At 62.0% G+C, this 22374-nt stretch carries 18 protein-coding genes and 1 pseudogene; 12 read left to right on the forward strand and 7 right to left on the reverse strand.

Annotated elements, in window-relative coordinates; all coding sequences use genetic code 11:
• The first annotated feature begins 21 nt into the window (after nucleotides 1–21).
• The 3 genes from ACVJGD_RS17325 to ACVJGD_RS17335 are packed head-to-tail and all read left to right on the forward strand — an operon-like array spanning nucleotide 22 to nucleotide 1888.
• The gene (locus tag ACVJGD_RS17325) at nucleotides 22–726 is read left to right on the forward strand and encodes a c-type cytochrome (RefSeq protein ID WP_456635482.1); all 705 of its coding nucleotides are present in this window, start codon (nucleotides 22–24) and stop codon (nucleotides 724–726) included.
• A 10-nt stretch (nucleotides 727–736) separates the two neighbouring features.
• Entirely contained in the window at nucleotides 737–1348 is a 612-nt protein-coding gene (locus tag ACVJGD_RS17330) for a class I SAM-dependent methyltransferase (RefSeq protein ID WP_456635483.1), read from the forward strand.
• Nucleotides 1349–1405: 57 nt separating this feature from the next.
• On the forward strand, nucleotides 1406–1888 hold the full coding sequence (locus ACVJGD_RS17335; protein WP_456635484.1) for a DUF411 domain-containing protein: 483 nt from the start codon (nucleotides 1406–1408) through the stop codon (nucleotides 1886–1888).
• A 31-nt stretch (nucleotides 1889–1919) separates the two neighbouring features.
• Here ACVJGD_RS17335 and ACVJGD_RS17340 read toward each other — a convergent pair whose 3' ends face one another.
• Nucleotides 1920–3209 carry an MFS transporter gene (locus ACVJGD_RS17340; RefSeq protein ID WP_456635485.1) on the reverse strand — a complete coding sequence of 430 codons (1290 nt, stop codon included), beginning with the start codon at nucleotides 3207–3209 and terminating at the stop codon, nucleotides 1920–1922.
• Between the two features lie 305 nt (nucleotides 3210–3514).
• Here ACVJGD_RS17340 and ACVJGD_RS17345 point away from each other — a divergent pair, with 305 nt between their 5' ends.
• Complete coding sequence (locus tag ACVJGD_RS17345; RefSeq protein ID WP_456635486.1) at nucleotides 3515–4573, forward strand: AI-2E family transporter; 1059 nt, start codon at nucleotides 3515–3517, stop codon at nucleotides 4571–4573.
• Between the two features lie 199 nt (nucleotides 4574–4772).
• Here the strand turns inward: ACVJGD_RS17345 and ACVJGD_RS17350 are convergent.
• A pseudogene (locus ACVJGD_RS17350) lies at nucleotides 4773–7425 on the reverse strand (flavin-containing monooxygenase).
• Nucleotides 7426–7775: 350 nt separating this feature from the next.
• Nucleotides 7776–8366 (reverse strand): GNAT family N-acetyltransferase, encoded by a 591-nt coding sequence (locus ACVJGD_RS17355; RefSeq protein ID WP_456635487.1) that lies wholly within the window; start codon nucleotides 8364–8366, stop codon nucleotides 7776–7778.
• A 302-nt stretch (nucleotides 8367–8668) separates the two neighbouring features.
• Here ACVJGD_RS17355 and ACVJGD_RS17360 point away from each other — a divergent pair, with 302 nt between their 5' ends.
• The 4 genes from ACVJGD_RS17360 (at nucleotide 8669) to ACVJGD_RS17375 (ending at nucleotide 12199) form a co-directional block, all read left to right on the forward strand.
• Nucleotides 8669–9487 (forward strand): chromate resistance protein ChrB domain-containing protein, encoded by an 819-nt coding sequence (locus tag ACVJGD_RS17360; RefSeq protein WP_456635488.1) that lies wholly within the window; start codon nucleotides 8669–8671, stop codon nucleotides 9485–9487.
• Nucleotides 9484–10875 (forward strand): chromate efflux transporter, encoded by a 1392-nt coding sequence (gene chrA, locus ACVJGD_RS17365; protein WP_456635489.1) that lies wholly within the window; start codon nucleotides 9484–9486, stop codon nucleotides 10873–10875. The genes ACVJGD_RS17360 and chrA overlap by 4 nt, the downstream gene beginning before the upstream one ends.
• Before the next feature lie 82 nt (nucleotides 10876–10957).
• Nucleotides 10958–11185 carry a PepSY domain-containing protein gene (locus tag ACVJGD_RS17370; protein WP_456640278.1) on the forward strand — a complete coding sequence of 76 codons (228 nt, stop codon included), beginning with the start codon at nucleotides 10958–10960 and terminating at the stop codon, nucleotides 11183–11185.
• 69 nt (nucleotides 11186–11254) lie between these two features.
• Nucleotides 11255–12199, forward strand: a complete 945-nt coding sequence (locus ACVJGD_RS17375; protein ID WP_456635490.1) for a DUF1259 domain-containing protein — start codon at nucleotides 11255–11257, stop codon at nucleotides 12197–12199.
• A 223-nt stretch (nucleotides 12200–12422) separates the two neighbouring features.
• Here ACVJGD_RS17375 and ACVJGD_RS17380 read toward each other — a convergent pair whose 3' ends face one another.
• The gene (locus tag ACVJGD_RS17380; RefSeq protein WP_456635491.1) at nucleotides 12423–12575 is read right to left on the reverse strand and encodes a hypothetical protein; all 153 of its coding nucleotides are present in this window, start codon (nucleotides 12573–12575) and stop codon (nucleotides 12423–12425) included.
• A gap of 231 nt (nucleotides 12576–12806) precedes the next feature.
• Here ACVJGD_RS17380 and ACVJGD_RS17385 point away from each other — a divergent pair, with 231 nt between their 5' ends.
• Together ACVJGD_RS17385 and ACVJGD_RS17390 are read left to right on the forward strand one after the other, a co-directional pair.
• Entirely contained in the window at nucleotides 12807–13976 is a 1170-nt protein-coding gene (locus ACVJGD_RS17385; RefSeq protein ID WP_456635492.1) for an FAD-dependent monooxygenase, read from the forward strand.
• A gap of 527 nt (nucleotides 13977–14503) precedes the next feature.
• Entirely contained in the window at nucleotides 14504–15484 is a 981-nt protein-coding gene (locus tag ACVJGD_RS17390; RefSeq protein ID WP_456635493.1) for a Bug family tripartite tricarboxylate transporter substrate binding protein, read from the forward strand.
• 411 nt (nucleotides 15485–15895) lie between these two features.
• Here the strand turns inward: ACVJGD_RS17390 and ACVJGD_RS17395 are convergent, their stop codons facing one another.
• On the reverse strand, nucleotides 15896–16867 hold the full coding sequence (locus ACVJGD_RS17395) for an MBL fold metallo-hydrolase (protein ID WP_456635494.1): 972 nt from the start codon (nucleotides 16865–16867) through the stop codon (nucleotides 15896–15898).
• 89 nt (nucleotides 16868–16956) lie between these two features.
• Here ACVJGD_RS17395 and ACVJGD_RS17400 point away from each other — a divergent pair, with 89 nt between their 5' ends.
• Nucleotides 16957–18618 (forward strand): winged helix-turn-helix domain-containing protein, encoded by a 1662-nt coding sequence (locus ACVJGD_RS17400; RefSeq protein WP_456635495.1) that lies wholly within the window; start codon nucleotides 16957–16959, stop codon nucleotides 18616–18618.
• A gap of 398 nt (nucleotides 18619–19016) precedes the next feature.
• Nucleotides 19017–20525, forward strand: a complete 1509-nt coding sequence (locus tag ACVJGD_RS17405) for an amidohydrolase family protein (RefSeq protein WP_456635496.1) — start codon at nucleotides 19017–19019, stop codon at nucleotides 20523–20525.
• Nucleotides 20526–20597: 72 nt separating this feature from the next.
• Here the strand turns inward: ACVJGD_RS17405 and ACVJGD_RS17410 are convergent, their stop codons facing one another.
• Complete coding sequence (locus ACVJGD_RS17410; protein ID WP_456635497.1) at nucleotides 20598–20957, reverse strand: YybH family protein; 360 nt, start codon at nucleotides 20955–20957, stop codon at nucleotides 20598–20600.
• A gap of 215 nt (nucleotides 20958–21172) precedes the next feature.
• Nucleotides 21173–21556, reverse strand: a complete 384-nt coding sequence (locus ACVJGD_RS17415) for an SHOCT domain-containing protein (protein WP_456635498.1) — start codon at nucleotides 21554–21556, stop codon at nucleotides 21173–21175.
• Nucleotides 21557–22374: the final 818 nt, after the last annotated feature.

A 22374-nucleotide genomic window follows, 5' to 3' on the forward strand; every position in this document is an offset into this window, starting at 1 on the left:
CAGACGGTGAGGAGGAGTAACATGGATCGCATGCTTTTTGCGGCAATCGCGTTTGTTCTCGCCTCTTCGCCGGGCCGCGCGCAGCAGGACAGTCTATCTCGCGGCGAGCAGGATTTTCGCGCCTGTGCGCCGTGCCACTCGCTCGAGCCCGAGCGCAACATGACAGGTCCGAGCCTCGCAAATCTATGGGGCCGCAAGGCGGGCAGCCTGCCGAGCTTTGACCGCTACTCCGACGCACTGAAAGTTTCCGGGATCATCTGGGACGACCGTTCATTGGACGCTTGGCTGAACGCCCCCGAGCGCATGGTCCCGGACAATGCCATGCCGTTCGAAGGCATCAAGGATGCTCGCACTCGCGCCGATCTGCTCGCTTTCCTGAAGGAAGCCACCAAGCCCGGCGCCGCCCCCCTGCAGATGGCTCAGCGCGGCATGGGCGGTATGAGCGGAATGATGGGAGGTGGACGCGTTCCGAACCTGAAGAGCCTTCAACCTTCCGAGCATGTCACAGGCATCACTCACTGTCGGGACACCTATCGGGTGACCACTGCCGACGGCAAGACACGCGCATTCTGGGAACGCAATCTCCGGATCAAGACGGACTCCAGCAAGGACGGTCCGGAGAAAGGGATGCCGGCGACGGTTCCGGCAGGCATGATGGGCGATCGCGCAGACGTGATTTTTGCCGCACCCGACGAGATCAGCAAAATGATCGAACAGCGATGCTAGGACGAGCCGGATGGGTTTCTACAACGACGTCATTCTTCCGAGGCTTTGCGATCTTGCGATGCGTAACAAGGAGCTTCTGCCCTACCGGGAGAGGGCGATAAGGGCGGCAGAAGGCCGCGTGCTCGAGATCGGCATCGGGTCCGGTCGCAATCTCCCGTTCTACGGCGCGGCCGTGACGCAGGTTGTGGGGCTCGAGCCCGGTTCGAAGCTCCTCAACATGGCGCGCCACGCTCCACATCAGGATATTCCCATAGAGTTTGTCGAAGCTTCGGCCGAGGCGATTCCGATCGAGGGCCGTAGAATCGATACCGTCGTGACGACTTGGACAATGTGCAGCATTCCCGACGTCGACCGCGCTCTCGCGGAAGTCCGGCGGGTTCTGAAGCCGAGTGGAAAGCTTGTCTTCGTCGAGCACGGGCGCGCGCCCGAACCCCGTGTGCAATGGTGGCAAGATCGCCTGACGCCCGCATGGAGGCGCATCTCAGGCGGTTGCCATCTCAATCGGGACATTGCCGACGTCCTTCGCAGGAACGGCTTTCATGTCGAGGAGATGCGCACCGGCTACATGAATGGACTGAAGCCTATGACCTTTATGTATGAGGGCCTGGCAAACCCTCGTTGAGGGCGATCTGTGCAACCGGCAAAGCGAACGCCATGTGGACTGAAAGAGGAGCAGAACATGGGACACAGCGCATACCCCGTCACACGCCGATCGTTCGGGGGCATCCTGGCGACCTTAGCGGTGACGGCATCTACCGGCGCCGTAGACGCGAACGAAACCACCATCACGGTGCACAAGGACCCGAACTGCGGATGCTGTACGGGCTGGGTGCAGCATCTGCGCGACGCCGGATTCAAGGTGCGAGTGGACGAGACCTCCGACCTGGAGCCGGTCCGCGTCCGACTTGGAGTGCCACCGGAATTGGCCGCGTGTCACACGGCAGAAGTGAACGGCTACATCGTCGAGGGACACGTGCCGGCAGCGGCCATACGACGACTGCTTTCCGAGCGGCCAAACGTGAGGGGTCTCGCGGTGCCTGGAATGCCGGTCGGATCGCCGGGCATGGAAGGTGATCGGCCCGAGCCCTACACTGTAATCTCGTTTGGAGCGGATGGCCCCAAACCGTTCATGCGCTTCCTGGGCAAAGAGGCGATCGGCTGATTTGTCGTCAGTCGCCGACCGCGCCCTCACCTCACTTCGCCAGCGGCTTTCCCGCCGTCTCGGGCGCCATCGCGATGAACGGCAGGCCGATCACGTAGATCAGCGACAATAGCGAGATCGCGAGGGGATAGCTCCCGGTCGTTGCCGCGAGCGCGCCGATCAGGGTCGGGCCGGCCGCGCCCAATACACGCCCCATGCTGAAGGCAAAGCCGGAGCCGGATCCCCGCAAGGCGGTCGGAAACATCTCCGGCAGCCAGATCGTGAACAGGCCGAACACGCCATTGGTGAAAAAGCCGAGCACAGGAAGCAGGACCAGAAACAGCGCGAGGTTGTCGAGATGCTCGATGGCGATCTGATAGCTCACCACCACCGAGATCAGCGAGCCCATGAAGAACAGCAGCGCGGTCCGGCGGCGGCTTGCGAGATATCCGGTGATCCATGGCATCAGCAGGCAGCCGATCAGCGTGCCGACATTGGTGATGAGACCGGCCACCGCGCCCATCTGCTGCGCATGGGCTGGCGTCGCGCCTGCCGCAACAAGCTTGGTGATCACGACCGTCGGCGCCCAGAAGTTGGATGACCACAGGCCGAAGATGATGCAGGCCATCATCAGCGCGGCCGCCCAGGTGGTGCGCGCCTGCGCGCCCGAGAACAGCGCCACCACGGATGTGTTCGTCTTCGCGCGGCTGTGGGCCGGCTCGGGAATGTTGCGGCGCAGATAGGCGATCAAGAGCGCCGGCAGGATGCCGAGCATGAACATGCCGCGCCAGCCGAGCAGACTTCCGCCGATCAGCGTGACGGCGGCGGCGAGAAACAGCCCGGTCGGCGTTGCCGTATGCAGCCAGCCGGCCAGTCTCACCCTTGTGTGTTCGGGCACGGATTCCTGCAGCAGCGGCGTTCCCGCCGCCCATTCGCCGCCGACACCGAATCCGGCCATGAAGCGAAACAAGGCGAACATCACGACGCTGGTCGCAAGCCCACACAACGCCGTGAACAATGAATAGACCAGCACGGTCCAGCACATGATCCGGACGCGGCCATAGCGATCCGCCGCCCAGCCCCAGACCATCGAGCAGGCCCAGCCGAGCATGAAGATCGAGAACAGCAAGCCGCCATAGATGCCGATATTGGCGCGGCTCGCCTCGATCCCGCTCGCCGGCAGCAATTCCGAGAGCGCGCCGACCAGGATGTAGCTGTACATGGAGGAGTCGAAGCCATCGAGCATCCATCCGAACCAGGTCGCCCAGAACACTTTTCTGGGCGATACCGCCCCGCCCTCCTCGATCGGCGATGCGATCGTCTCGATGGTGCTCTCGGTCATGTTTCCTCCACGTTTCTTTTTCGGAGGAGACTATTACCGCGTTTGAAAGATGCGACATCTCCGGCAAACGGGACGGAGGCATCTTGTGGGAGAATGGCAGCAGGCTGCGCGTGAGCAAGTCATCTTCAGTCCGGGGCGATGCGCAGCATCGAACCCGGAATCTCGCGCCGCAATTTCGAGATTCCGGGTTCGCCGCTAGCGCGGCGCCCCGGAATGACGGTAGGAGATTGCAACCAGCGCTACGCGCGCGTCGCGTTCGTTGTATGATAGGCAGCAAAGCTGCAAGCAAGAGAGGCGGAAGGACCGTGCGACGGATTGAAGACCAAGGTTTCCTGCTGCTGCTGTTCGTCGTCACCCTGGCGTTCGCCTGGATCCTGCAGGCGTTTTATGGCGCCGTGCTCTGGGCCATCGTCGTGGCCGTCATCTTTGCGCCGGTCAACCGGGCGCTATTGAGGTCGGTAGGCGGAAGGCAGACCCTCGCCGCTTCGATCACGGTCCTGCTTATCATCGCGATGGTGCTGCTGCCGCTCGCGATCATCGCGACCTCCCTGGTTCGGGAAGCTACCGGTCTCTACGCGAAGATACAGTCCGGGGAATACGACTTCTCCGGTTACATTCAGCGGGTTTTCGATGCGCTGCCGGCGTGGGCGACCGGCTGGCTTGATCGGTTCAACCTGGGCGATCTTTCGGCGCTGCGCGAGACGTTGACGTCCGGCCTCATGAAGGGCGGACAGGTTCTGGCGCCTCAGGCGCTCAGCATCGGGATGAACACGTTCGACTTCGTGATCAGCCTCGGCATCATGCTGTATCTTCTGTTTTTCCTGTTGCGCGACGGCAAGGCGATAGCGGACCGGATCAAGGAGGCCGTTCCTCTTGAGGCCGATCGGAAGTCCGCGCTGTTCACGAGATTCGCCGATGTCGTCCGCGCCACCGTCAAGGGTGGCGTGCTGGTGGCGATGGCCCAGGGCGCACTCGGCGGCCTGGCGTTCTGGTTCTTGGGCGTTCACGCGCCAATCCTATGGGCCGTGCTGATGGCCTTCCTGTCGCTATTGCCGGCGATCGGCGCCGGGCTGGTCTGGATTCCCGTTGCCATCTATTTCCTGGCAACCGGCGCCATATGGCAGGGCCTCGGGCTGATCGCCTATGGCGTGCTCGTCATCGGCCTGGTGGACAATGTGCTGCGTCCCTTTCTGGTCGGCAAGGACACCAAGCTGCCCGACTACGTCGTGCTGATCTCCACGCTGGGCGGCATCGAGGTGTTCGGCCTGAACGGCTTCGTCATCGGCCCGCTGATCGCCGCCATTTTCATGGTGGCGTGGGACATCTTCGCCGCTTCGAGACGAACATCGCGCGACAACGCGTAGGATGGGTAGAGCGCAGCGAAGCAATCACGGCGTCGTCCCGGGCTTGACCCGGGACCCATAACCACAGGCCTTTGTTGTGCGGCTCCGCTGTAACTGCTTGCTCACGCCACAACAGCTCCCTGTGGTTATGGATCCCTGCTTTCGCAGCGACGACAGCCGTAGGATGGGTAGAGCGGAGCGAAACCCATCCTATGTTGTCCTACTCCGCGGCCGCAGCGATAGGCACCATCCCCTCCTCACCCAGCCCGGCAAACCGGCGCAAGGCTTCGGCCATCCGCACACGCCCGCTGACGCCGGTGATGATCACGTCAACCATCGTGAAGGAACAGTGGAAATGGCCGCGGGCGTCGAGCTGCTCGACCGGCACGCCGGCAGCAGCAAGCGCTTCGGCATAAGCGAGCCCCTCGTCGCGCAGCGGATCGAACTCGCAGGTTACGGCGAAGGCCGGGGGCAAAGCCCTCGAGCCTGCCGCGCAACGGCGAAGCGCGCGGATCGGTCCGATCCGCAGGCGAGCAGTAGATGTCCCAGAACCAATACATCAGCGAACGCGTCAGGAAGTAGCCTGTCGCGTTGTCGGTGTAGGATCGCCGGTCGAACGTGCAGTCGGTGACCGGACAGATCAACAGTTGCCCCGCGATTTCTGGACCGCCGCGATCGCGCGCGAGCTGGCAGGTGACGGCCGCGATGTTTCCGCCGGCGCTCCAGCCGGCGACCAGCACCGGTCCCGGCACGCCGCCGAGCTCGGCCGCATGCTCGGCAATCCAGCGCGTCGCGGCAAAGCCGTCCTCGGCCGCCGTCGGGAAGCGGTGCCAGGGCGCATGCCGATAGCCGACGCTGACGAAGATCATTCCGCTCCGCCGGCACATGTCGCGGCAGAACGGATCGTCAGATTGCTCGTCGCCCAGCACCCAGCCGCCGCCATGGAAATAGACCGCGATCGGATGCGGCCCCGGCGTCGCCGGCCGATAGAGCCGGTACGGCAGCGGACCGTCATTGCCGGGTAGCGTGCCGTCGACGATCTCGCCGACCGGCCGGCCCGCGGGACGGCCCTTGTTGAACTCATCGAGGAAGTCGCGCGCGCCCTGGGCGCCAAGCTGTTCGATCGGCGGCAGCTTCATATCCTCGAGCATCCCGAGCACGAGCCGCACATCCGGTTGCAGGCGTACCACCTCGCCGTCGTTGCATTGCTCTGCAACGTCGGGCCCGGTGAGCCTGAAGCCGAGCATGCCGCGGCTCACGATCTCGTTGCAGATGCTGCGATACGGGCCGACGCCGCCACAATAAGGCATCACGCCCCACGCCTTGCCCGGAACGTTTGCGCCCGTGTACCAGGTGTTGGCGAGCCGATGCAGCGTGACCATCGAGCAGTCGGCCATGTGTCGCGCCCAACCGGCCTGGGCCGTGTCGGTGGCCTCGATGGTGGTGAAGCCCGCTTCGCGCAGCGCGATCAACCGGTCGACCACCCAGTCGATATGCTGCTCGATCGAGACCGCCATGTTCGACAGCACCGACGGGCTGCCCGGCCCCGTGATCATGAACAGGTTGGGGAATCCGGCAACGGTCAGCCCGAGATAAGTCTGCGGTCCCTCAGCCCAGACGTCGGACAGCGATTTTCCGCTACGTCCGGTGATCGGATGCACGGCCTTGATGGCGCCGGTCATGGCGTCGAAGCCGGTGGCGAACACGATCACATCGAGATCGAAGCTGCGCTTGTCGGTCGTGATGCCCGAGGCCGTGATCGCCTGGATCGGCTCCTGCCTCAAATTCACCAGTGTGACGTTGGGACGGTTATAGGTGGCGTAATAATTGGTATCGAGACAGGGACGCTTGGCTCCGAACGGATGATCATGCGGGCTCAGCGCTTCGGCCGTATCGGGATCCTTCACGACCGCGCGGATCTTTTCGCGGATCAGGTCAGAGACCAGCGTGTTGCCATCGACGTCCACACCCTGATCGGCCCAGAGCTGGGTCAGGACGTGGACAAGATCGCCGGCGGCCCACGCCTTTTCGAAGCGCTCGCGCCGCTCGGCATCGCTCAATTGCCAGCTCACGACGGTCTGCTGCGGATATGGAACGCCGGTGAGTGACCAGCGGGCCTGCTCGCGATAGCCGGCACGGTCGCCCTCCAGCATGCCGAGCCGATCTGCCGGCGGGGGACCATTATGCGCGGGCAGCGCAAAGTTCGGCGTGCGCTGGAAAACGGTGAGCTGCGCCGCCTGCTCCGCGATCAACGGGATCGACTGGATTCCTGACGAGCCGGTGCCGATGACGGCAACGCGCTTGCCGGCGAGGTTCACACCCTCATGCGGCCAGCGGCTGGTGAAATAGACCTCGCCCTTGAAGTCCTTGACGCCATCAATCTCCGGCGGCTTGGGCGCGGAGAGGCAGCCCGTCGCCATGATGTAATAACGGCAGGACACGGCCGCGCCATTGTCTGATGTGAGCAGCCAGCGTTCCGCGCTCTCATCCCACGTCGCCGCGGTGACTTTCGTGCCGAAGCGGATATGGCGCCTGAGATCGTAACGATCGGCGACGAAGCCGAGATAGCGCAGGATCTCAGGTTGGGTGGCGTATTTCTCGGACCATTGCCAGGCGCTCTCCAGCTCCGGATCAAACGTGTAGCTGTAGTCGATGGTCTGGATGTCGCAACGTGCGCCGGGATAGCGATTCCAGTACCAGGTGCCGCCGACGTCGTCGGCCTCCTCCAATGCCACCGTCGTGAAGCCGGCCTTGGCCAACCGATGGAGAAGATAGAGGCCCGCAAAGCCGGCCCCCACCACTGCGACGTCGACTTGTTGCGCCGTGCCGTTTGTCGCCTCTGAAGCACGTGCTGCAACCACTGCGTCTGGCATGCCATCCTCCCGCGCATTTGATTTTTCGTGAGGCTACATCCGCTTTCCCCGGTCTGTCATCGGACAATTCAATCTTTGGTTGGTGCGCTGCAGCTACCCTTTGTTCTTGTTCGGAAACAGCCGAGCACGATGCGGCGCTGACGTGCGGCAAAGAACGGATGCAGACCCTCATGGTGAGGAGCGCGTCTTCGCGCGTCTCCGGACGATGCTTCGCATCGCCTTGGGAACCATGAGGCCCAGATCTCGCCCGGAACTCATCCCTCGAGACGGCCGCAGTGCGGCCTCCTCGGGATGAGGATGAGGGAGAATACGTGGCCGGAATAAGACTTAGTGTTGGTGAACCAGCGCCCTTAGCGAGCTCGACGCAGCATTGGAAACAGCGGCGGCGATGCGCCCACCTGGACCGTGCCAAGCACCTCGAAGCCATATCGCTGGTACAGCGGGATGTTGGCCGGGTTGGTGGATTCGAGATAGGCGGCAACATGATCCCGATCGAACAGCCGAGCGGCGTCCTCCAGCAGCGCCCCACCGAAGCCCTTGCCGCGATACAGCGGATCGACACCGATCAGCGGCAGATACCAATGAGCTTCGTTGGGATGATAGGCGGCCATCCCCTCGAAGACCGCGGCCATCTCGGACTCTCGCCCTGCCGGCATGGTTGCTGCAAGTGCTGCCTCGTCGGGTTCTATGCCCGGCGGCAGCCACAGTGCCACCCCTGCATAATCGTCGACACGGCGTGCCGTATCCTGTTCAAAAGCGCGTCCGCCGAATGCGCGCACAAGGGCCCGGAACGATGCGAGATACTGGTCCGGATCGGGATAGGTCCAACGCGCCACCGGATCGGCGCTGAAGGCAAGCACAAGAAGGGAAATCGCCCGCTCGATATCGGCTGAAGCAACGGTGGCGATGACCGGACTGGAAACTGCGTTCGCGGGGCTCATCAGATGACCTCCACTCCGGCCCAATTGCCAGGCTCTAGATCAAGATCGAACCACAAATCTGGGGCGTCAATCAGGAGAGGCGGTCAACAAGACGTGCGTTATCGGTTCGTCACAACGCGTGCCGGTGGCGCGGAACCGATCGGAACCATCCGATCAGGGGTTCGTCATGACCGTCTAAGCCGCGCGCGGTGTCGATTGACATGGTCGGCCGCAAGGAGTTTATTTCCCCTACGGGGATTAGGCGATCTCCCCGCGAGGCGACATGCCCAAGAATCGCGTCCTTAACTGATGAGGGACGCAGCATGTCTTCATACACCTCCATTTCCCCCGACAAGCTTTCACGACTGATCGGCACCGCCAGCGTGCCTGTTCTGATCGACGTTCGCGTCGATGAGGACTTCGCGGCGGACCCGCGCCTGATCCCGGGCGCGACGCATCGCTCGCATCTCGAGGTTCACGACTGGGCACGAGACCTGGCCGGACGTCCGACCGTCGTCATCTGCAACAAGGGCCAGAAGCTCAGCGAAGGCGCCGCCGCCTGGCTCCGCCACAATGGCATCGCCGCCGAGATCCTCGAAGGCGGCCATCTCGGCTGGAAACAGGCCAATCTGCCGACCGTCCCCGCCGACAAGATTCCGAAGCGGGACGCACGCGGGCGCACGGTCTGGGTGACGCGATCGCGGCCGAAGATCGATCGCATCGCCTGTCCGTGGCTGATCCGCCGTTTCGTCGATCCGGCCGCGGTCTTCCTGTTCGTCACGCCTGCGGAAGTGGTTGCGGTCGCCGAGCGCTTTTCTGCCACGCCGTTCGACATCGAGAACGTGTTCTGGAGCCACCGCGGCGAACTCTGCACGTTCGACGTGATGGTGCAGGAATTCGGCCTCGCGACGCCCGCACTCGAACGGCTCGCCATCATGGTGCGCGCGGCCGATACGGCGCGTCTCGAGCTTTCTCCGGAGGCGCCGGGCCTGCTCGCGGCCTCGCTCGGCCTGTCGCGCATGTATGACGACGATCTCGAGCAGCTCAACGCCGGCCTTCTTCTCTACGATGCCTTCTATCGCTGGTGCCGCGATGCAACCAAGGAGACGCACAACTGGCCCACCAGCAAGGTGAAGCCATGACCGACCTCACCGCAGATCAGAAAGCCACCTCGCACGAGGACGCGCACGGCATCGCCTTTGCCGATGCGCTTCGGGTCTGGCTGCGCGTCGCGATCTTGAGCTTCGGCGGACCCGCCGGGCAGATCGCGGTGATGCATCACATCCTCGTCGAGGAGAAGAACTGGATTTCGGAAGGTCGTTTCCTGCATGCGCTCAACTACTGCATGCTGCTGCCCGGACCCGAGGCGCAGCAGCTTGCGACCTATATCGGCTGGCTCCTGCACCGGACCGTCGGCGGGATCGTGGCGGGCGGCCTGTTCATCCTGCCCGGCGTCTTCGCCATCATGGGACTCAGCTACGTCTATGCCGCCTATGGCAATGTCGGCTTCGTCGAGGCGCTGTTCTTCGGCCTGAAGGCGGCCGTCCTTGCGATCGTGATCCAGGCCGTGGTCCGCCTCGGCAAGCGCGCACTTCGCAATCCGGTCATGATCGCGATCGCGGCGATCGCGTTCGTCGCGATCTTCTTTTTCGCGGCGCCGTTTCCGCTGATCATCATGGCTGCCGGCGCCATCGGCTACATCGGCGCCCGGCTCGGCAGGCCGGAATTCGCTGCAATCGAGCATGGCGGAAAGAATGCCGCCGCGATCGACAGCATGCTCGACGAAGCGGTCCCGGACCACGTTCGGCCCAACGCGTCGCGGGCGCTGCGCGTTGGCGCCATCTGGCTTGCGCTCTGGCTCATTCCGGTCGCCGCGCTGCTCGTTGGGCTCGGTCCGTCCAACGTCTTCAGCCAGGTCGCGATCTTCTTCAGCAAGATGGCGCTGGTGACGTTCGGCGGCGCCTATGCCGTGCTGGCCTATGTCGCGCAGCAGGCGGCCGACTACTATCACTGGGTGACCCCGCGCGAGATGCTCGACGGCCTCGGCATGGCCGAGACGACGCCCGGACCGCTGATCATGGTCGTCCAGTTCGTGGGATTCATGGCCGCGTTCCGCGAGGCAAGCGGGCTGTCCCCGATGCTGGCCGGCACGCTCGGAGGGCTGCTTGCGACCTGGGTCACCTTTACGCCCTGCTTCCTCTGGATCTTCCTCGGCGGTCCCTACATCGAGACCATGCGCGGCAACAAGGCGCTCGCCAGTGCGCTCTCGGCGATCACCGCCGCGGTCGTCGGCGTCATCCTCAATCTCTCCATCTGGTTCGCGCTGCACACGATCTTCCGGCAGACTTTTCCGGTGCAAGGCTTCGGCCTCTCCTTCGATGCACCGGCGCTGAACAGCGTGGACTGGCCGGCGCTGGCGCTGTCGATAGCGGCGGCGACTGCGATCTTCCGCTTCAATATGGGGATGCTCGTCGTCCTCGTGGCGTCCTGCATCGCCGGCGTCCTGTTGCGGCTGACCGGCGTCATCTGACCGAAGCGCATGAGGAGCTCAGCAGGATGACAATGACAGTGAACAAACGGGCTGGAGGCAAAACCTGGGAGCAAAGACCATGATGCGACTGATCTCTGGCGCAGCCCTTTGCCTGACGATCGCGGGCGCGCTGTCGCCTGCTTATGCCCTGACGCGAGAAGAACTCGTCGCGAAGCTAGAGGCCGCGGGCTACTCGCAAGTCGGCGAAATGAAATCAACCGCCGAAGGCACGATCGTGAAAGCGGTCAAGGACGGCAAGGAAGTCCACATCGTCGTCGACAGCGGCGGTCAATTCAAGGAGCGGCGATAGAGCCGCGCTCCACGGCCGCGCGCACAACCATCTCCAATGCAAGAACTCCAACAAGAGGAGCCAATCCCCATGACCATGAAAACTCGTCTTGCCGCCATCGCGGCAGCCCTGCTGTTGCCGAGCCTTGCCGCAGCGCAGCCGGTCGACTGGAACATCTTTGCGGAGCCGTTCATCTCGGACGCTCATGCAGAGGCGATCGACTGGAAGAAGGTGGACGCTGCGCTCGGCAAGACCGCTACCGTCAGCGGCGAGGTCCATCGCTATGGCCTGCCGCGGTCCGATCTGCACGTCACCCTCGACGGCGTCGCGATCAAGCCCGCGCTCGCGCTTGGCGGCTGGGTGGCTTTCGCCCCCATGGACGGCCAGGCGATGGTGATGGGCGATGTCGTCCTGCTCGAATCCGAGATCACGCCTGTCATGACGAAGCTCTTGAACAGCGGCGTGGACATCACCGCTGTTCATAACCACATCCTGCGTGCCTCGCCCGCGACATTCTACATGCATGTCGCGGGACATGGCGATCCGGCGAAGCTGGCCACCGCGATCCGGGAAGCGCTGTCGACCGGCAGCAAGACGCCGTTCGATCCGCCGGCAACCACCGCAGGGCCCGCGCCCGCCGTCGAGCTCGACACCGCGAAGCTCGACGAGATCATGCACGCCAAGGGGACGATCGTCGGCGGCGTCGATCAGTTCGCCATCCCGCGCCGCGAACCCGCGACCGAAGCAGGCATGACGGTCACCCCCGCGATGGGCGGCGCCAATGGGATCAACTTCCAGCCGACCGGCGGCGGCAAGGCCGCCATCACCGGCGACTTCCTGGTCACCGGCGATGAGGTCAATCCGCTGATCCAGGCTCTGCGCGCCGGCGACATCGAGGTGACCGCGATCCACAGCCACATGCTCGACGAGCAGCCGCGGATGTTCTTCATCCATTTCTGGGCCAACGACGACGCGCTGAAGCTCGCCCGAGGAGTCCGCGCCGCGCTCGACAAGACCGCTGTGGCGCAGAAGTGAGAGATCGCGCTCGAAAGCCGCGGCGGATCACCACCGCCCTCATCCCGAGGCGCCGTGCAAGCGGCGTCTCGGGCAAATCGATGATTCAACTCCGCCTGTCCCGGCCGCGAACGACGCGCGGCTCGCGATCGCCACAAACGTTGCGGTGAGATGCGGTGGACACAGCCGTTGCGACAGACGAACGCATCATCTGCGGGCGGAGGAGCGCGCTCCCATCGGGAGCCTAGGCGGCAACGCGACCTGCCTCCAACTGAAACTCCAAGTCCTCGATAAGCTGCGCCAACCGTTCGCGCGTGAACAGATCGGTCGGTTCCTGTGCCAGCCTTCGGGTTTGCGCAAGTTTCTGTTCCAACTCTTTACGCTCGCGGCGCATCATTTGGAGCTCCTTGCTACATGGGCTAAGTTGGTCAAATTGATCAATAGAAGTTTACAACTTGTTAAGACAGTGACCCCCGCCTGCTCGTTCAGTTGACGCCTGCTTCCGATCTGCAAGAAGCAGGACGCGTGAACAACCCTATACGGAGGTACAGGGCCGACCGTCACATTCGACGGATTGCGATGGTACCTACCTAGGCAGATCATACGCTCCCTAAGTAAGCGAGTTCCCATGAAAGTCGTGGTCATCGGCGGAGGGATCGGCGGAAACTCAGCGGCGCTGCAGCTTCTGAGGGCTGGGCTCGACGCGCATGTCTACGAGCAGGCGCCGCACATCGCCGAGATCGGCGCAGGCATACAGATCAGCCCCAACGCGTCCCGACTCTTGCTGCGGCTCGGCCTCAAAGCGGCGATGGATGCCGTCGGGGTCCGACCGGGTGCAATGCATCAGCGGCGGTGGGACAATGGACGTACCTTGCAGCGCGCACCGCTCGGGCTTGAGGTCGAGGCGGCCTTCGACGCGCCATACTACCACTTCCACCGCGCCGACCTTGTCAGCCTTCTGGCCGATGCGCTGCCGCAAGGGCATTTGCATGTCGGCCACAAGCTTACGGGGGTAGAGCAGAAGGGCGAGCGCGTAGTCGCGCAGTTCGAGAATGGCGCGACGGCAGAAGCAGACCTTCTGGTCGGCGCCGATGGCATCCATTCGCGCGTGCGCGATCTCGTCTTCGGTCCCGAGAGGCCACGTTTCACTGGCTGCGTCGCTTGGCGCGCTCTCGTGCCTGCCGAGCGCATCAGGCATCTCGACATCGAGGTTGCGTCGCATAGCTGGTTGGGACCGGGCGGCCATGTTGTGCACTACTGGGTCGCGGGCGGGCGGATGATGAACGTGGTCTGCGTCTCCGAGTACGGCGACTGGACACGGGAGTCCTGGACCGACAAAGGCGAGGTGGCCGATGTGCTGGCGCGCTATGAGGACTGGCATCCGACGGTACGCCGGCTGATCGCGGCTTTTCCGGAAACCTTCATCTGGGCGCTGCACGATCGCGCCGAGCTGCCGCGCTGGAGCGCCGGTCGCTTTACGCTTCTGGGCGATGCCTGTCATCCCATGCTACCGATGATGGCGCAGGGCGCCGCGCAATCGATCGAAGACGGCGCCGCGCTCGCGGCGCTCCTCAAGGCCTCGCCTGATGACATCGCGGGCGCTCTGGCGCGCTATGAAGCGATACGCAAGCCTCGCAGCACGAGGCTGCAGCAGGCCAGTGCCGCCAACCGCACCCGCTTCCATCTACCCGACGGCGACGACCAACGCGCCCGCGACGAAGCAATGGCCGCGTCCGGCGACCGCTCGATCGCCAATATTGGCTGGCTCTATGCGCATGATGCCGAGCGGGTGGACTGAACACCGCCTCTCAAAGAACGAACTGAAGACTGTAATTCCCGCCGCGTTTTCGATCTTTCGCTCGACACAGCCAGGGTCGCAAGCTGCAGTGCGCCCCCCGATCGGATTCACTCTTGGGGACGCGCAGGACGTACTTGTTCGCGCCATTGGCGCGGTTGACCGATTGTCCAGACCGGTCTGGTCATAGCTGACAGCCCATGTACCGCCCGGGCTGATTTGATGAAACCGCCCGCGCCTTGTGTGCCGCAGTCGTCTGGCCGTCCAGCACGGCACGGGATCGCGGATCTCATGCCGGACAGTCTGCAAGACCTGGCCGCCCGCCCTCCCGGTCGCGGATGGGAGCGACCATACGCCCCGGTCGTCGACCTTGTCCGGATGATCCATTTGCTGGATCATGCATGGATCTTGCATACAGCTAGAAGGCTCACTGTCCTCTCCACTCCGGTTGATCCACCCGGAATCAAGAAGAAGAAAAAGGCGCTGCCGACGAGAGGACGTGACCTCGCACCATCGGGGAGGAGACTGACGTGAGGCTGAAACCAATTGGCTACACCTTGTTTGCGCTTCTGGCGGGCCTTTTTGTCCTGGCCGGCCACGCCTGGGCCGACTCGTGGCCTCAGAAGCCGATCACCTTCATCGTGCCATTCGCGGCCGGCGGCGGCACCGACGCCTTTGCCCGCCCGCTCGCAGCCCAGCTTGACACCCAGCTAGGCAAGCGCGTGTTGATCGAAAACCGCGCCGGCGCAGGCGGCACGGTGGGCGCTTCGGCGGCCGCCAAGGCCGCGCCGGACGGCTACACGTTCTTCATGGGCGCGGCGCATCACGCCATCGCGCCATCGCTCTATCCCAATCTCGACTACGACATCGAGAAGGATTTTGTCGCGGTGGCCCTGATCGCGCGGCCGCCGCAGGTGGTGGTCGTCAATCCCGACAAGGTTGCGGCCAAGACACTCGCCGAGTTCATCACCTACGTGCGCGCCAACCCGGGTAAATTGAATTACGGCTCCGCCGGGGCCGGCACCACGCATCACCTCGCGGGCGAGCTGTTCAAGATCCTGACCAAGACAAACATCCAGCACGTCCCCTATCGCGGGGCCGGGCCCGCAATGCAGGATCTCATCGCCGGCCACGTCCCCGTCGTGTTCGACGGGCTCGGCTCGTCGGCCGCGCCGATCAGGGCCGGGCAGTTGCGGGCGCTTGCGGTGGCCGCGCCAAAGCGGGTGGCGGCGTTCCCCGATCTTCCCACGGCCAATGAAGCGGGCCTGGCTGGTTATGAAGTGTCGACCTGGTACGGCCTGTTCGCACCGAAGAACACGCCGCCGGAGATCGTCAAGCAGATGGTCAAGGAGCTGCAGAAAGCCATGAAGACAGCGTCAATCAAGGAGGCCTGGGAGCGCAACGGCTCCGACGTACCCGACGTCACCGGTTCTGCGTTCGCGACCATGGTGTCCGCAGAAGTCGTGCGCTGGCGCAAGGTCGTGAACGAGGCCGGAGTAAAGCTGGACTAGAGCGTTTTCGAGCGAAGCATACCCTCGGACTTGATCCGAGGGTGGACACCGGTTCGCATAGCAACCAAGTTTACGCAGACTGCGTAGACTTATCTGCGCAGAAAACGCGTGCATCTGGGGTGATGACTGCCGCGTACGGGCGCGAGCAGCCGGCCGCGCGACCGCGAAACGTCAACCGCGTTGCCTCGCAGAGCCGCTGCGGGCCAAGAAGCCGACGATGCGGCTTACCCCAAGCTCAGTCCGCTCTACATCTGAAATCGGACTTTGGCGGCTTCAGCGGCCAGGTCGGCTGCGGGCCATGAGCGGACCTGTCGGCGAATAGGCCGTAGCCATTCGCGTGCCGGCAAAGGGCGGCGCGCATAAAGAGGCTAGTCCGATAAGCACCTAGTAGCAGGCTTCAAGCGGATGGCGTCACGGCTTAGAGGGCCTTCGGACTTCAACCCTCTCTCCAACCTCGATTAACATCAGATCTTCACCAAGTTCCACTGGACCCGAGTAAGTCTTCCGCGTTGGCGGAATCAGATCTTGCTCGGCGGCGTTTGGCAACACGATGTGTGAATACACTGCCAGCTTAGGCTTTGTCCGAGCGAACACCTCGCCCGCTTGCTCGGGCGTGGTGTGGTGCGCGATGATGTTTGCTGTCTGCGCCGGCGGAACTCCAATGCGCTGGAATGTCTCTGGTGAGACAACGTTGTGAACCAACAGATCAACGTTCTGGGCGTGCCGAATGAGATTTTCAGATAAGCGAGTGTCTCCGGAAAGCACAACAGACCGGCCTGAATAATCGATCCGATAGCCGAAAGCAGGCTTCACCGGCGTGTGGTCCACTTCAAACGCGGTGATCTTCACGCCGCTGTTCTCATATACGACACCCTCGGTGATGTCCTCGGCGAGGATAACCACGCCGTCTCGTGGTGCTCGGTCGTCGGATAATCGAATCCGGATATCATACTCGAACGCCTGCTCGAGGAACGACATCATGCGCTTGGTCCCACTTGGCCCCCGCACTTGCAATGGTCGATCCCGCCCTGGCCGGCCCACAAGCCAACCGGTCAGCCACAGATCCGGGAAGCCGACCACGTGGTCTGAGTGCAAGTGAGTGAGAAAGACGGCGTCTATTCCCTGCCACGGCACCTTGACCTGGTTGAGCCGCTGAAGGGCACCCCGGCCTGCGTCGAAAATGAACTTCTGTCTACCCGCTTCCACGAGGGTGCTCGGCCCGAACCGGTTCATAACGGCCGGAGGGCACCCTGTGCCCAGGAGGGTAACTTTGAATTCTTGGCCTTGGACAACCGCCGGGAAAATGGCGAAGGCAAATAGTGCGATTCCCAAAAGGCTGAAAACTGAACGGCTTAGCGCGGCGAAGAAGATTGGGCGGATCATGGATGCGCGCCTCTTGCTCGTTGCATTTTTTTGGGAATCGGCCGCCCGGAAGCTGTCGCTATCCCACGCTGCACCATGATGCTGTACGATTGACCTTGCGTCCCGAAATATTGCCGAAATTTTCCGAAAGAGACCTGCAAGAGGCGGCCTTGCTTAAGTCATCGCAGCATTCAATCGTTCTCGGCGACCGGACCATTGACCTTGGCCGCGAGCTGTTGATCGATGGACGCGGCGATATAGTGCCCTTGCGCCCTCGGGCCTGGCTGTTACTTCGGCTTCTCGCCACGCGAGCCGGGCATTTGGTAGCCAAAGACGAAATCATGGATGAAGTCTGGCCGGACTGTGAGGTTACGGAGGACTCGCTCGTCCATGCCGTTGGCGATGTCAGGCGGGCTTTGGGAGAGGTCGATCGATCGGCCTTAAGGACCCTGCCGCGCCGCGGCTACATGCTGGCAATCAGCGGAAACCCGATTGCCGGCGCAGACCTTTCGATCGCCGCGGAGCTAGAGCGCCCTGACCTTGAGGAAGCGTCGACTTCATCTGCGATGCCGCATCTGTCCATCGTTGTTCTACCGTTCGCAAACCTCGGCGGTGATCCTGAGCAAGAGTATTTCGCTGATGGTGTGACGGACAGCCTTACAACGGACTTGTCACGCATCGCCGGCGCGTTCGTCATCGGTCGCAGCACCGCGTTCTCTTTCAAGGGAAAAGCGGTGGACGTAAGGGAGATCGGCCGTGAGCTGAATGTACGTTACGTGCTGGAAGGGTCGGTGCAATACGGTGGCAACCGCTTTCGCCTGAACGCCCAATTAACCGACACTCAAACCAGAACCCATCTGTGGGCCGAGCGCTTCGACAAGCCGGCTGCTGATTTGCTGGATATGCAGGATGAGATCGTATCGCGACTGGCCAATACGCTGAATGCCGAACTCATCAAAGCCGAAGCGCGGCACGCAGAACGGTCACACCGCCCGGACGCCATGGATTTATACTTTCAGGGTAGGGCTTTCCTGAACAAGGGAGTGACACCTGCTTTCTTGGCGCGAGCAAAGGAATTCTTCGTGCGTGGCTTGGCCCTTGATCCCGACAATATCGAAGCGGCAGTTGCCGCGGCTCAGGTCGATGTATCAATGGGTTCATCCTTTATGACCGATGACGGATCAGTACATTTCAAGACCGCGGAGAGCGCACTGAACAGCGTGTTGTTACGTGCCCCGAATCATCCGAGAGCCCACATGCTCCTCGGCGCAGTTCAAATTCGGACAAGCCGCGCCGCCAAAGGTATAGCTGAATGTCATCAAGCACTGGCCCTGGATCGGAATCTAGCCGATGCACATGGGTTCATCGGGCTTGGAAAGTATGTGCTGGAGCGTGGCGAGGAGGTAGAGGGGCACGTTCAAGATGCACTGCGACTGTCCCCGCGCGATACACGCGCCTTTCTTTGGTTCATGTTTGTCGGGATGGCTAAGTTGATGACCAAAACGGACCTTGGGGCACTCGACTGGCTTCGCCGGAGCATTGAAGCCAATCCCAATCACGCGCTTTCTCATTTTCACTTCGCCGGCGCGCTGGCGATGATGGGAAACCTGAAGGAGGCACGATCCAGCGCAGAGGCCGGCTTGGCACTTGATCGCAGCTTCACCATACGTCGATACCGCATCAACGTCTTCCGGTTCGACAATCCAGAATGGATGGCCAGGCTTGAGCAATTGTATGAGGGCATGCGAACGGCCGGGATACCAGAAGGGTAATGTCCGCTTAGGGTCAAAAGCCGACGTTGCGGCCACCCCAAGCTCAGCCCGGGTTACATCTGAAAGTGGACGTTGTCGGATTCAGCCCCCAAGTCGGCTGCGGGCCAAATCCGGAATGCCTGTCTGCTCGCAGCCGCGGCGACGAAGGATTGGGACAGCGAAGCTGCCGGATTACGTCGCTTGCGCTGGTACAAGTTTGGGCGTTGAGTCCACGACCTAAGCGGGTGCCACTGGTCCTATCAAATTCTCAAGCAGTCTTTCTGTCCTGATCGCTCGATGCGGACAGAACGCCGTATGCCGGGCGCATCTACCTCCAGCGGATCGGAAGTGGCCACGCGCTCGGGCCACGTGAGCGCAATTGGCATTGGTCCATGCCAACAAAGCCGGGGAGGAGAACGATGAGCAGTTGGCTTAGCGAACGAGAACAGCGCCTCGTTGCCGGCGCAGAAGCAGCATCGGCGGCAATGCCGATTCCGACCCAGATCGTCTCAAACGGCGAGTATCTCCCGCCTCCCCAGAGCGCCCTTCAAAAGAAGGTTGAAACTCGAATCAACGAGCTTGCAGATGCCAACGGCAAGCGGCTGGGCCTGAGCCGCCGGCAGTTCCTGCACACGAGCTGCGGCATGGCTGCTGCCTTTCTAGCCATGAACGATATCTACGGTAATGTCTTTCAAGTCGCGCCCGCCGAGGCCCGCGAACCTGATTTGATGCTCGCCCGGACGCAAAAGCTCGCCGAGCAGTTCATCTTCGACGTTCAGACTCACTTTGTCTGCGACGACTTCGACCACAAGGAGCTGTTGGGACTGGCGCAATTTGCGAGTGACCACTGGAATCCGAAGATGAAGGAGGAAGGCGTGTCGTCGCTCGCCCGCTACAAGTTCCAGAACTACGTCAAGGAAATCTATTACGACAGCGACACCAATATGGCCCTCCTGAGTGGAGCACCGTTTGACGATCCGAGCTGGTGGCTGCTGTCCAACGAGCAGATCGTCAAGGCGCGCGAACTCATCAACGACTTCGCTGGCTCCCGGCGCCTGCTGGCGCACAGCGTCATAACGCCCAAACAGCCCGGCTGGATGGAGGAGGTCGACAAGGCGATCGAGGTCTACAAGCCGGATTCCTGGAAGTCCTATACGATCGGCGATCCGCTGGCGCCCTCCAAGTTCCCGTGGCGGCTCGACGACGAGCAGGTGATGTACCCGTTCTACGAAAAGGCGGTGAAGGCGGGCATCAACACGCTTTGCATCCACAAGGGACTGCTGCCGCCCGATTACGAGAAATCGTTCGCCGGCGTCTGGGAATACGCAACCGCTTGGGACGTCGGAAAGGCAGCCAAGGATTGGCCGCAGATGAACTTCGTGATCTATCACTCGGCGCTGCGGCCGTTCCTCGAGTTGCCGGACAAGGCATGGGCGGATTTCGAACAAACGGGCCGCATTCAGTGGGCCTCTGATCTTGCGGAAATCCCGCAGAAGTTCGGCGTCACCAATGTCTATGCCGAGTTAGGCACGTCCTTTGCCAACTCGGCGGTCGCGCATCCGAAGTTCTGCGCCGCGCTGGTCGGCACGCTGATCAAGGGCATGGGGGTGGATCATGTCATGTGGGGCACCGATTCGGTTTGGTACGGCTCGCCGCAATGGCAGATCGAGGCGCTACGCCGGCTCGAAATCCCGGATGATATGCAGAAGAAGTACGGGTTTGCGCCGCTCGGCGACGCGAACAGCACCGTCAAGCAGCAGATCTTCGCCGGCAACGCGACCAAGTTCTACAAGATCAAGCTGAAGGCGGCTGACAACAGCAGCATGCCGGCCTTTTCCGAGGACCGCCTGGCGGCGCTCAAGACTGAGTACACCTTGGGGGCCAAGGACCCATCGAACCTGCGCTACGGATACGTTCGCGCCGCGTAGAGCACGATCCGGAAAACTGGACACCGGTTTTCCCTCGCGACAAACGCGAAGCGTTTGCGCGGAGAACATGCTCTAGGCGGCGCAAGGAAACAGCAGGTCGCAGCTTGTGTAGAGTATTTTGCCCGACGGACTGAAACGAAAGCGAATGCGGACCGGCTTGCCTTCATGGCTTTGATAATCGACCTGAACTCCGTCGGCGGTCAGGGTCATGTCATCGAGCGTGTAGGCGGATGCCGACTTGCTTTCGAGCTTCGACTTCCAGTAGTCCGTGATGGACAGGCGTCCCGTCAGGCTTACGCGTTCGCAATCGCATACCAGCGTCGCTTGCTCATCATATAGATCGAGCAAAGCATCGAGTTGTCCTGAACGGCAGGCATCGAGCCAATCGACGACAATGCCTAAAGGATCGAAATCGTCCTGCGAAAGCGACATGGTTTCATCCCGAGCAGTCGCGCCTCCCGAACTGTGGTTAGATGATCGACGATGAATAGGGCTTGAACGCACTATCGGTAGAACTACGGACGGGTTCCGTGCGCTCTGGGATGAATCCGCTGGCGACGCTCTTTTGCCACGTCCACGGACATGCCGATAGATCTGGGTTCGGGCAGCACAGCAAGGATATCAGCGCGAGGAAGAGCCGGGCAGCGTTACTGTACGAGCCGAGCGCGCAGTCGTGCAAATTCGGCGTCGCTGATCGACCCTGCCTGTTTCAGCCGACCGAGCTTTTCGATTTCATCTGCGACGCTGAAGCCAATTGCGCTCCTGAGCTCGTCGCGCGCCTGCCGAGCTTGTTGCATGTTACGCTCCGCCATGCCCCTTCCCTGAAAGATCAAGTATGCAAGCATGAAGATGAATGGAAACACTATCCATCCTATCACCCATATTGCCTTGACCCAGCCGGAAATGTCGTGGCGTCGGAATAGATCGGAAGCGACAGTAATGAGCAGCCAGAACCACACAATGAAGAAGAATATGGTGAGGACGTCTAGCAGGAAATTTCGATAGGTGAAGCCCTCCTGAAAGAAGAACATTGCAATCCTCCTTTGCCTGCCAGCCACTCGACGCAAGAATTCCAGCCGACCCGGTATCATTCCTTAAAGCGCAATCCCGCTGCCCGCTTTTGATTTAGATCAACGCATCGAAGCAAGCAGGTGACGACGGGTAACCGGACCCTCACGTTCAATGCTGGCGACTCGCCGCTGATCACGGCGCACGTTCCGACCGTCAGCCAGATCAGGCAGGCGAATGTTGCTGCTGCTATACCAACACCTTGAGAGAAGCGGTTCGAACACGAGACAAGACACACGAATTTCTACAGCGATTTCAACCTGATTTGCCCTGTCCAGTCCTCGCGCAAAAAACATTCCGCTTCCGTCGTCGGGCAAATCAGTGATTTAACTCCGCGCGTCTCAGCGCGAATGAGGGGCGGGTCGCGATCGTCACGAACGTTGCGGTGAGATGCGGTGGACGTGATGGGTGTGACTGACGAGCACGCCCATCACGGACGGCGAAGTCGTGTGGTTCTGGCGCCCCGACGCTGGCGCTAAGTTTTTTTGCGCGAAACAAGTTTCGCGCAAGAGATGACGGTGGCAAGAAAGCCCGGTCACCGGGAAGAGCACGAAGTAAGCCGTAAACCATCGCGCAGGGAAAGCCGGAGTTGCTCCGGTTGACCTGTGGTCCTACCCCCGTGCTTTTTGTTGCACGGGGCCCACGGGTGCAACCGGCACCCGGCTTTCCCTGCGCCCTCTATTCGATGAGAGGGTGGAAAGTAACGCAAAGCTCGGACGCATCGCGCCGCGAGAATGCGGACTCACATCCTCTCCGCTGTTTGACATTTGGATCAGAACCT

This window comes from Bradyrhizobium sp. USDA 10063 (assembly GCF_054063735.1).

Excerpts from the sequence above, each read along its gene's own strand:
- ACVJGD_RS17405 (WP_456635496.1), top strand. The coding sequence starts at position 19,017 with ATGAGCAGTTGGCTTAGCGAACGAGAACAGCGCCTCGTTGCCGGCGCA.
- ACVJGD_RS17380 (WP_456635491.1), bottom strand. The coding sequence starts at position 12,575 with ATGATGCGCCGCGAGCGTAAAGAGTTGGAACAGAAACTTGCGCAAACC.
- chrA (WP_456635489.1), top strand. The coding sequence starts at position 9,484 with ATGACCGACCTCACCGCAGATCAGAAAGCCACCTCGCACGAGGACGCG.
- ACVJGD_RS17415 (WP_456635498.1), bottom strand. The coding sequence starts at position 21,556 with ATGTTCTTCTTTCAGGAGGGCTTCACCTATCGAAATTTCCTGCTAGAC.
- ACVJGD_RS17335 (WP_456635484.1), top strand. The coding sequence starts at position 1,406 with ATGGGACACAGCGCATACCCCGTCACACGCCGATCGTTCGGGGGCATC.
- ACVJGD_RS17355 (WP_456635487.1), bottom strand. The coding sequence starts at position 8,366 with ATGAGCCCCGCGAACGCAGTTTCCAGTCCGGTCATCGCCACCGTTGCT.
- ACVJGD_RS17395 (WP_456635494.1), bottom strand. The coding sequence starts at position 16,867 with ATGATCCGCCCAATCTTCTTCGCCGCGCTAAGCCGTTCAGTTTTCAGC.
- ACVJGD_RS17370 (WP_456640278.1), top strand. The coding sequence starts at position 10,958 with ATGCGACTGATCTCTGGCGCAGCCCTTTGCCTGACGATCGCGGGCGCG.
- ACVJGD_RS17360 (WP_456635488.1), top strand. The coding sequence starts at position 8,669 with ATGTCTTCATACACCTCCATTTCCCCCGACAAGCTTTCACGACTGATC.
- ACVJGD_RS17330 (WP_456635483.1), top strand. The coding sequence starts at position 737 with ATGGGTTTCTACAACGACGTCATTCTTCCGAGGCTTTGCGATCTTGCG.
- ACVJGD_RS17410 (WP_456635497.1), bottom strand. The coding sequence starts at position 20,957 with ATGTCGCTTTCGCAGGACGATTTCGATCCTTTAGGCATTGTCGTCGAT.
- ACVJGD_RS17325 (WP_456635482.1), top strand. The coding sequence starts at position 22 with ATGGATCGCATGCTTTTTGCGGCAATCGCGTTTGTTCTCGCCTCTTCG.
- ACVJGD_RS17340 (WP_456635485.1), bottom strand. The coding sequence starts at position 3,209 with ATGACCGAGAGCACCATCGAGACGATCGCATCGCCGATCGAGGAGGGC.
- ACVJGD_RS17385 (WP_456635492.1), top strand. The coding sequence starts at position 12,807 with ATGAAAGTCGTGGTCATCGGCGGAGGGATCGGCGGAAACTCAGCGGCG.
- ACVJGD_RS17375 (WP_456635490.1), top strand. The coding sequence starts at position 11,255 with ATGACCATGAAAACTCGTCTTGCCGCCATCGCGGCAGCCCTGCTGTTG.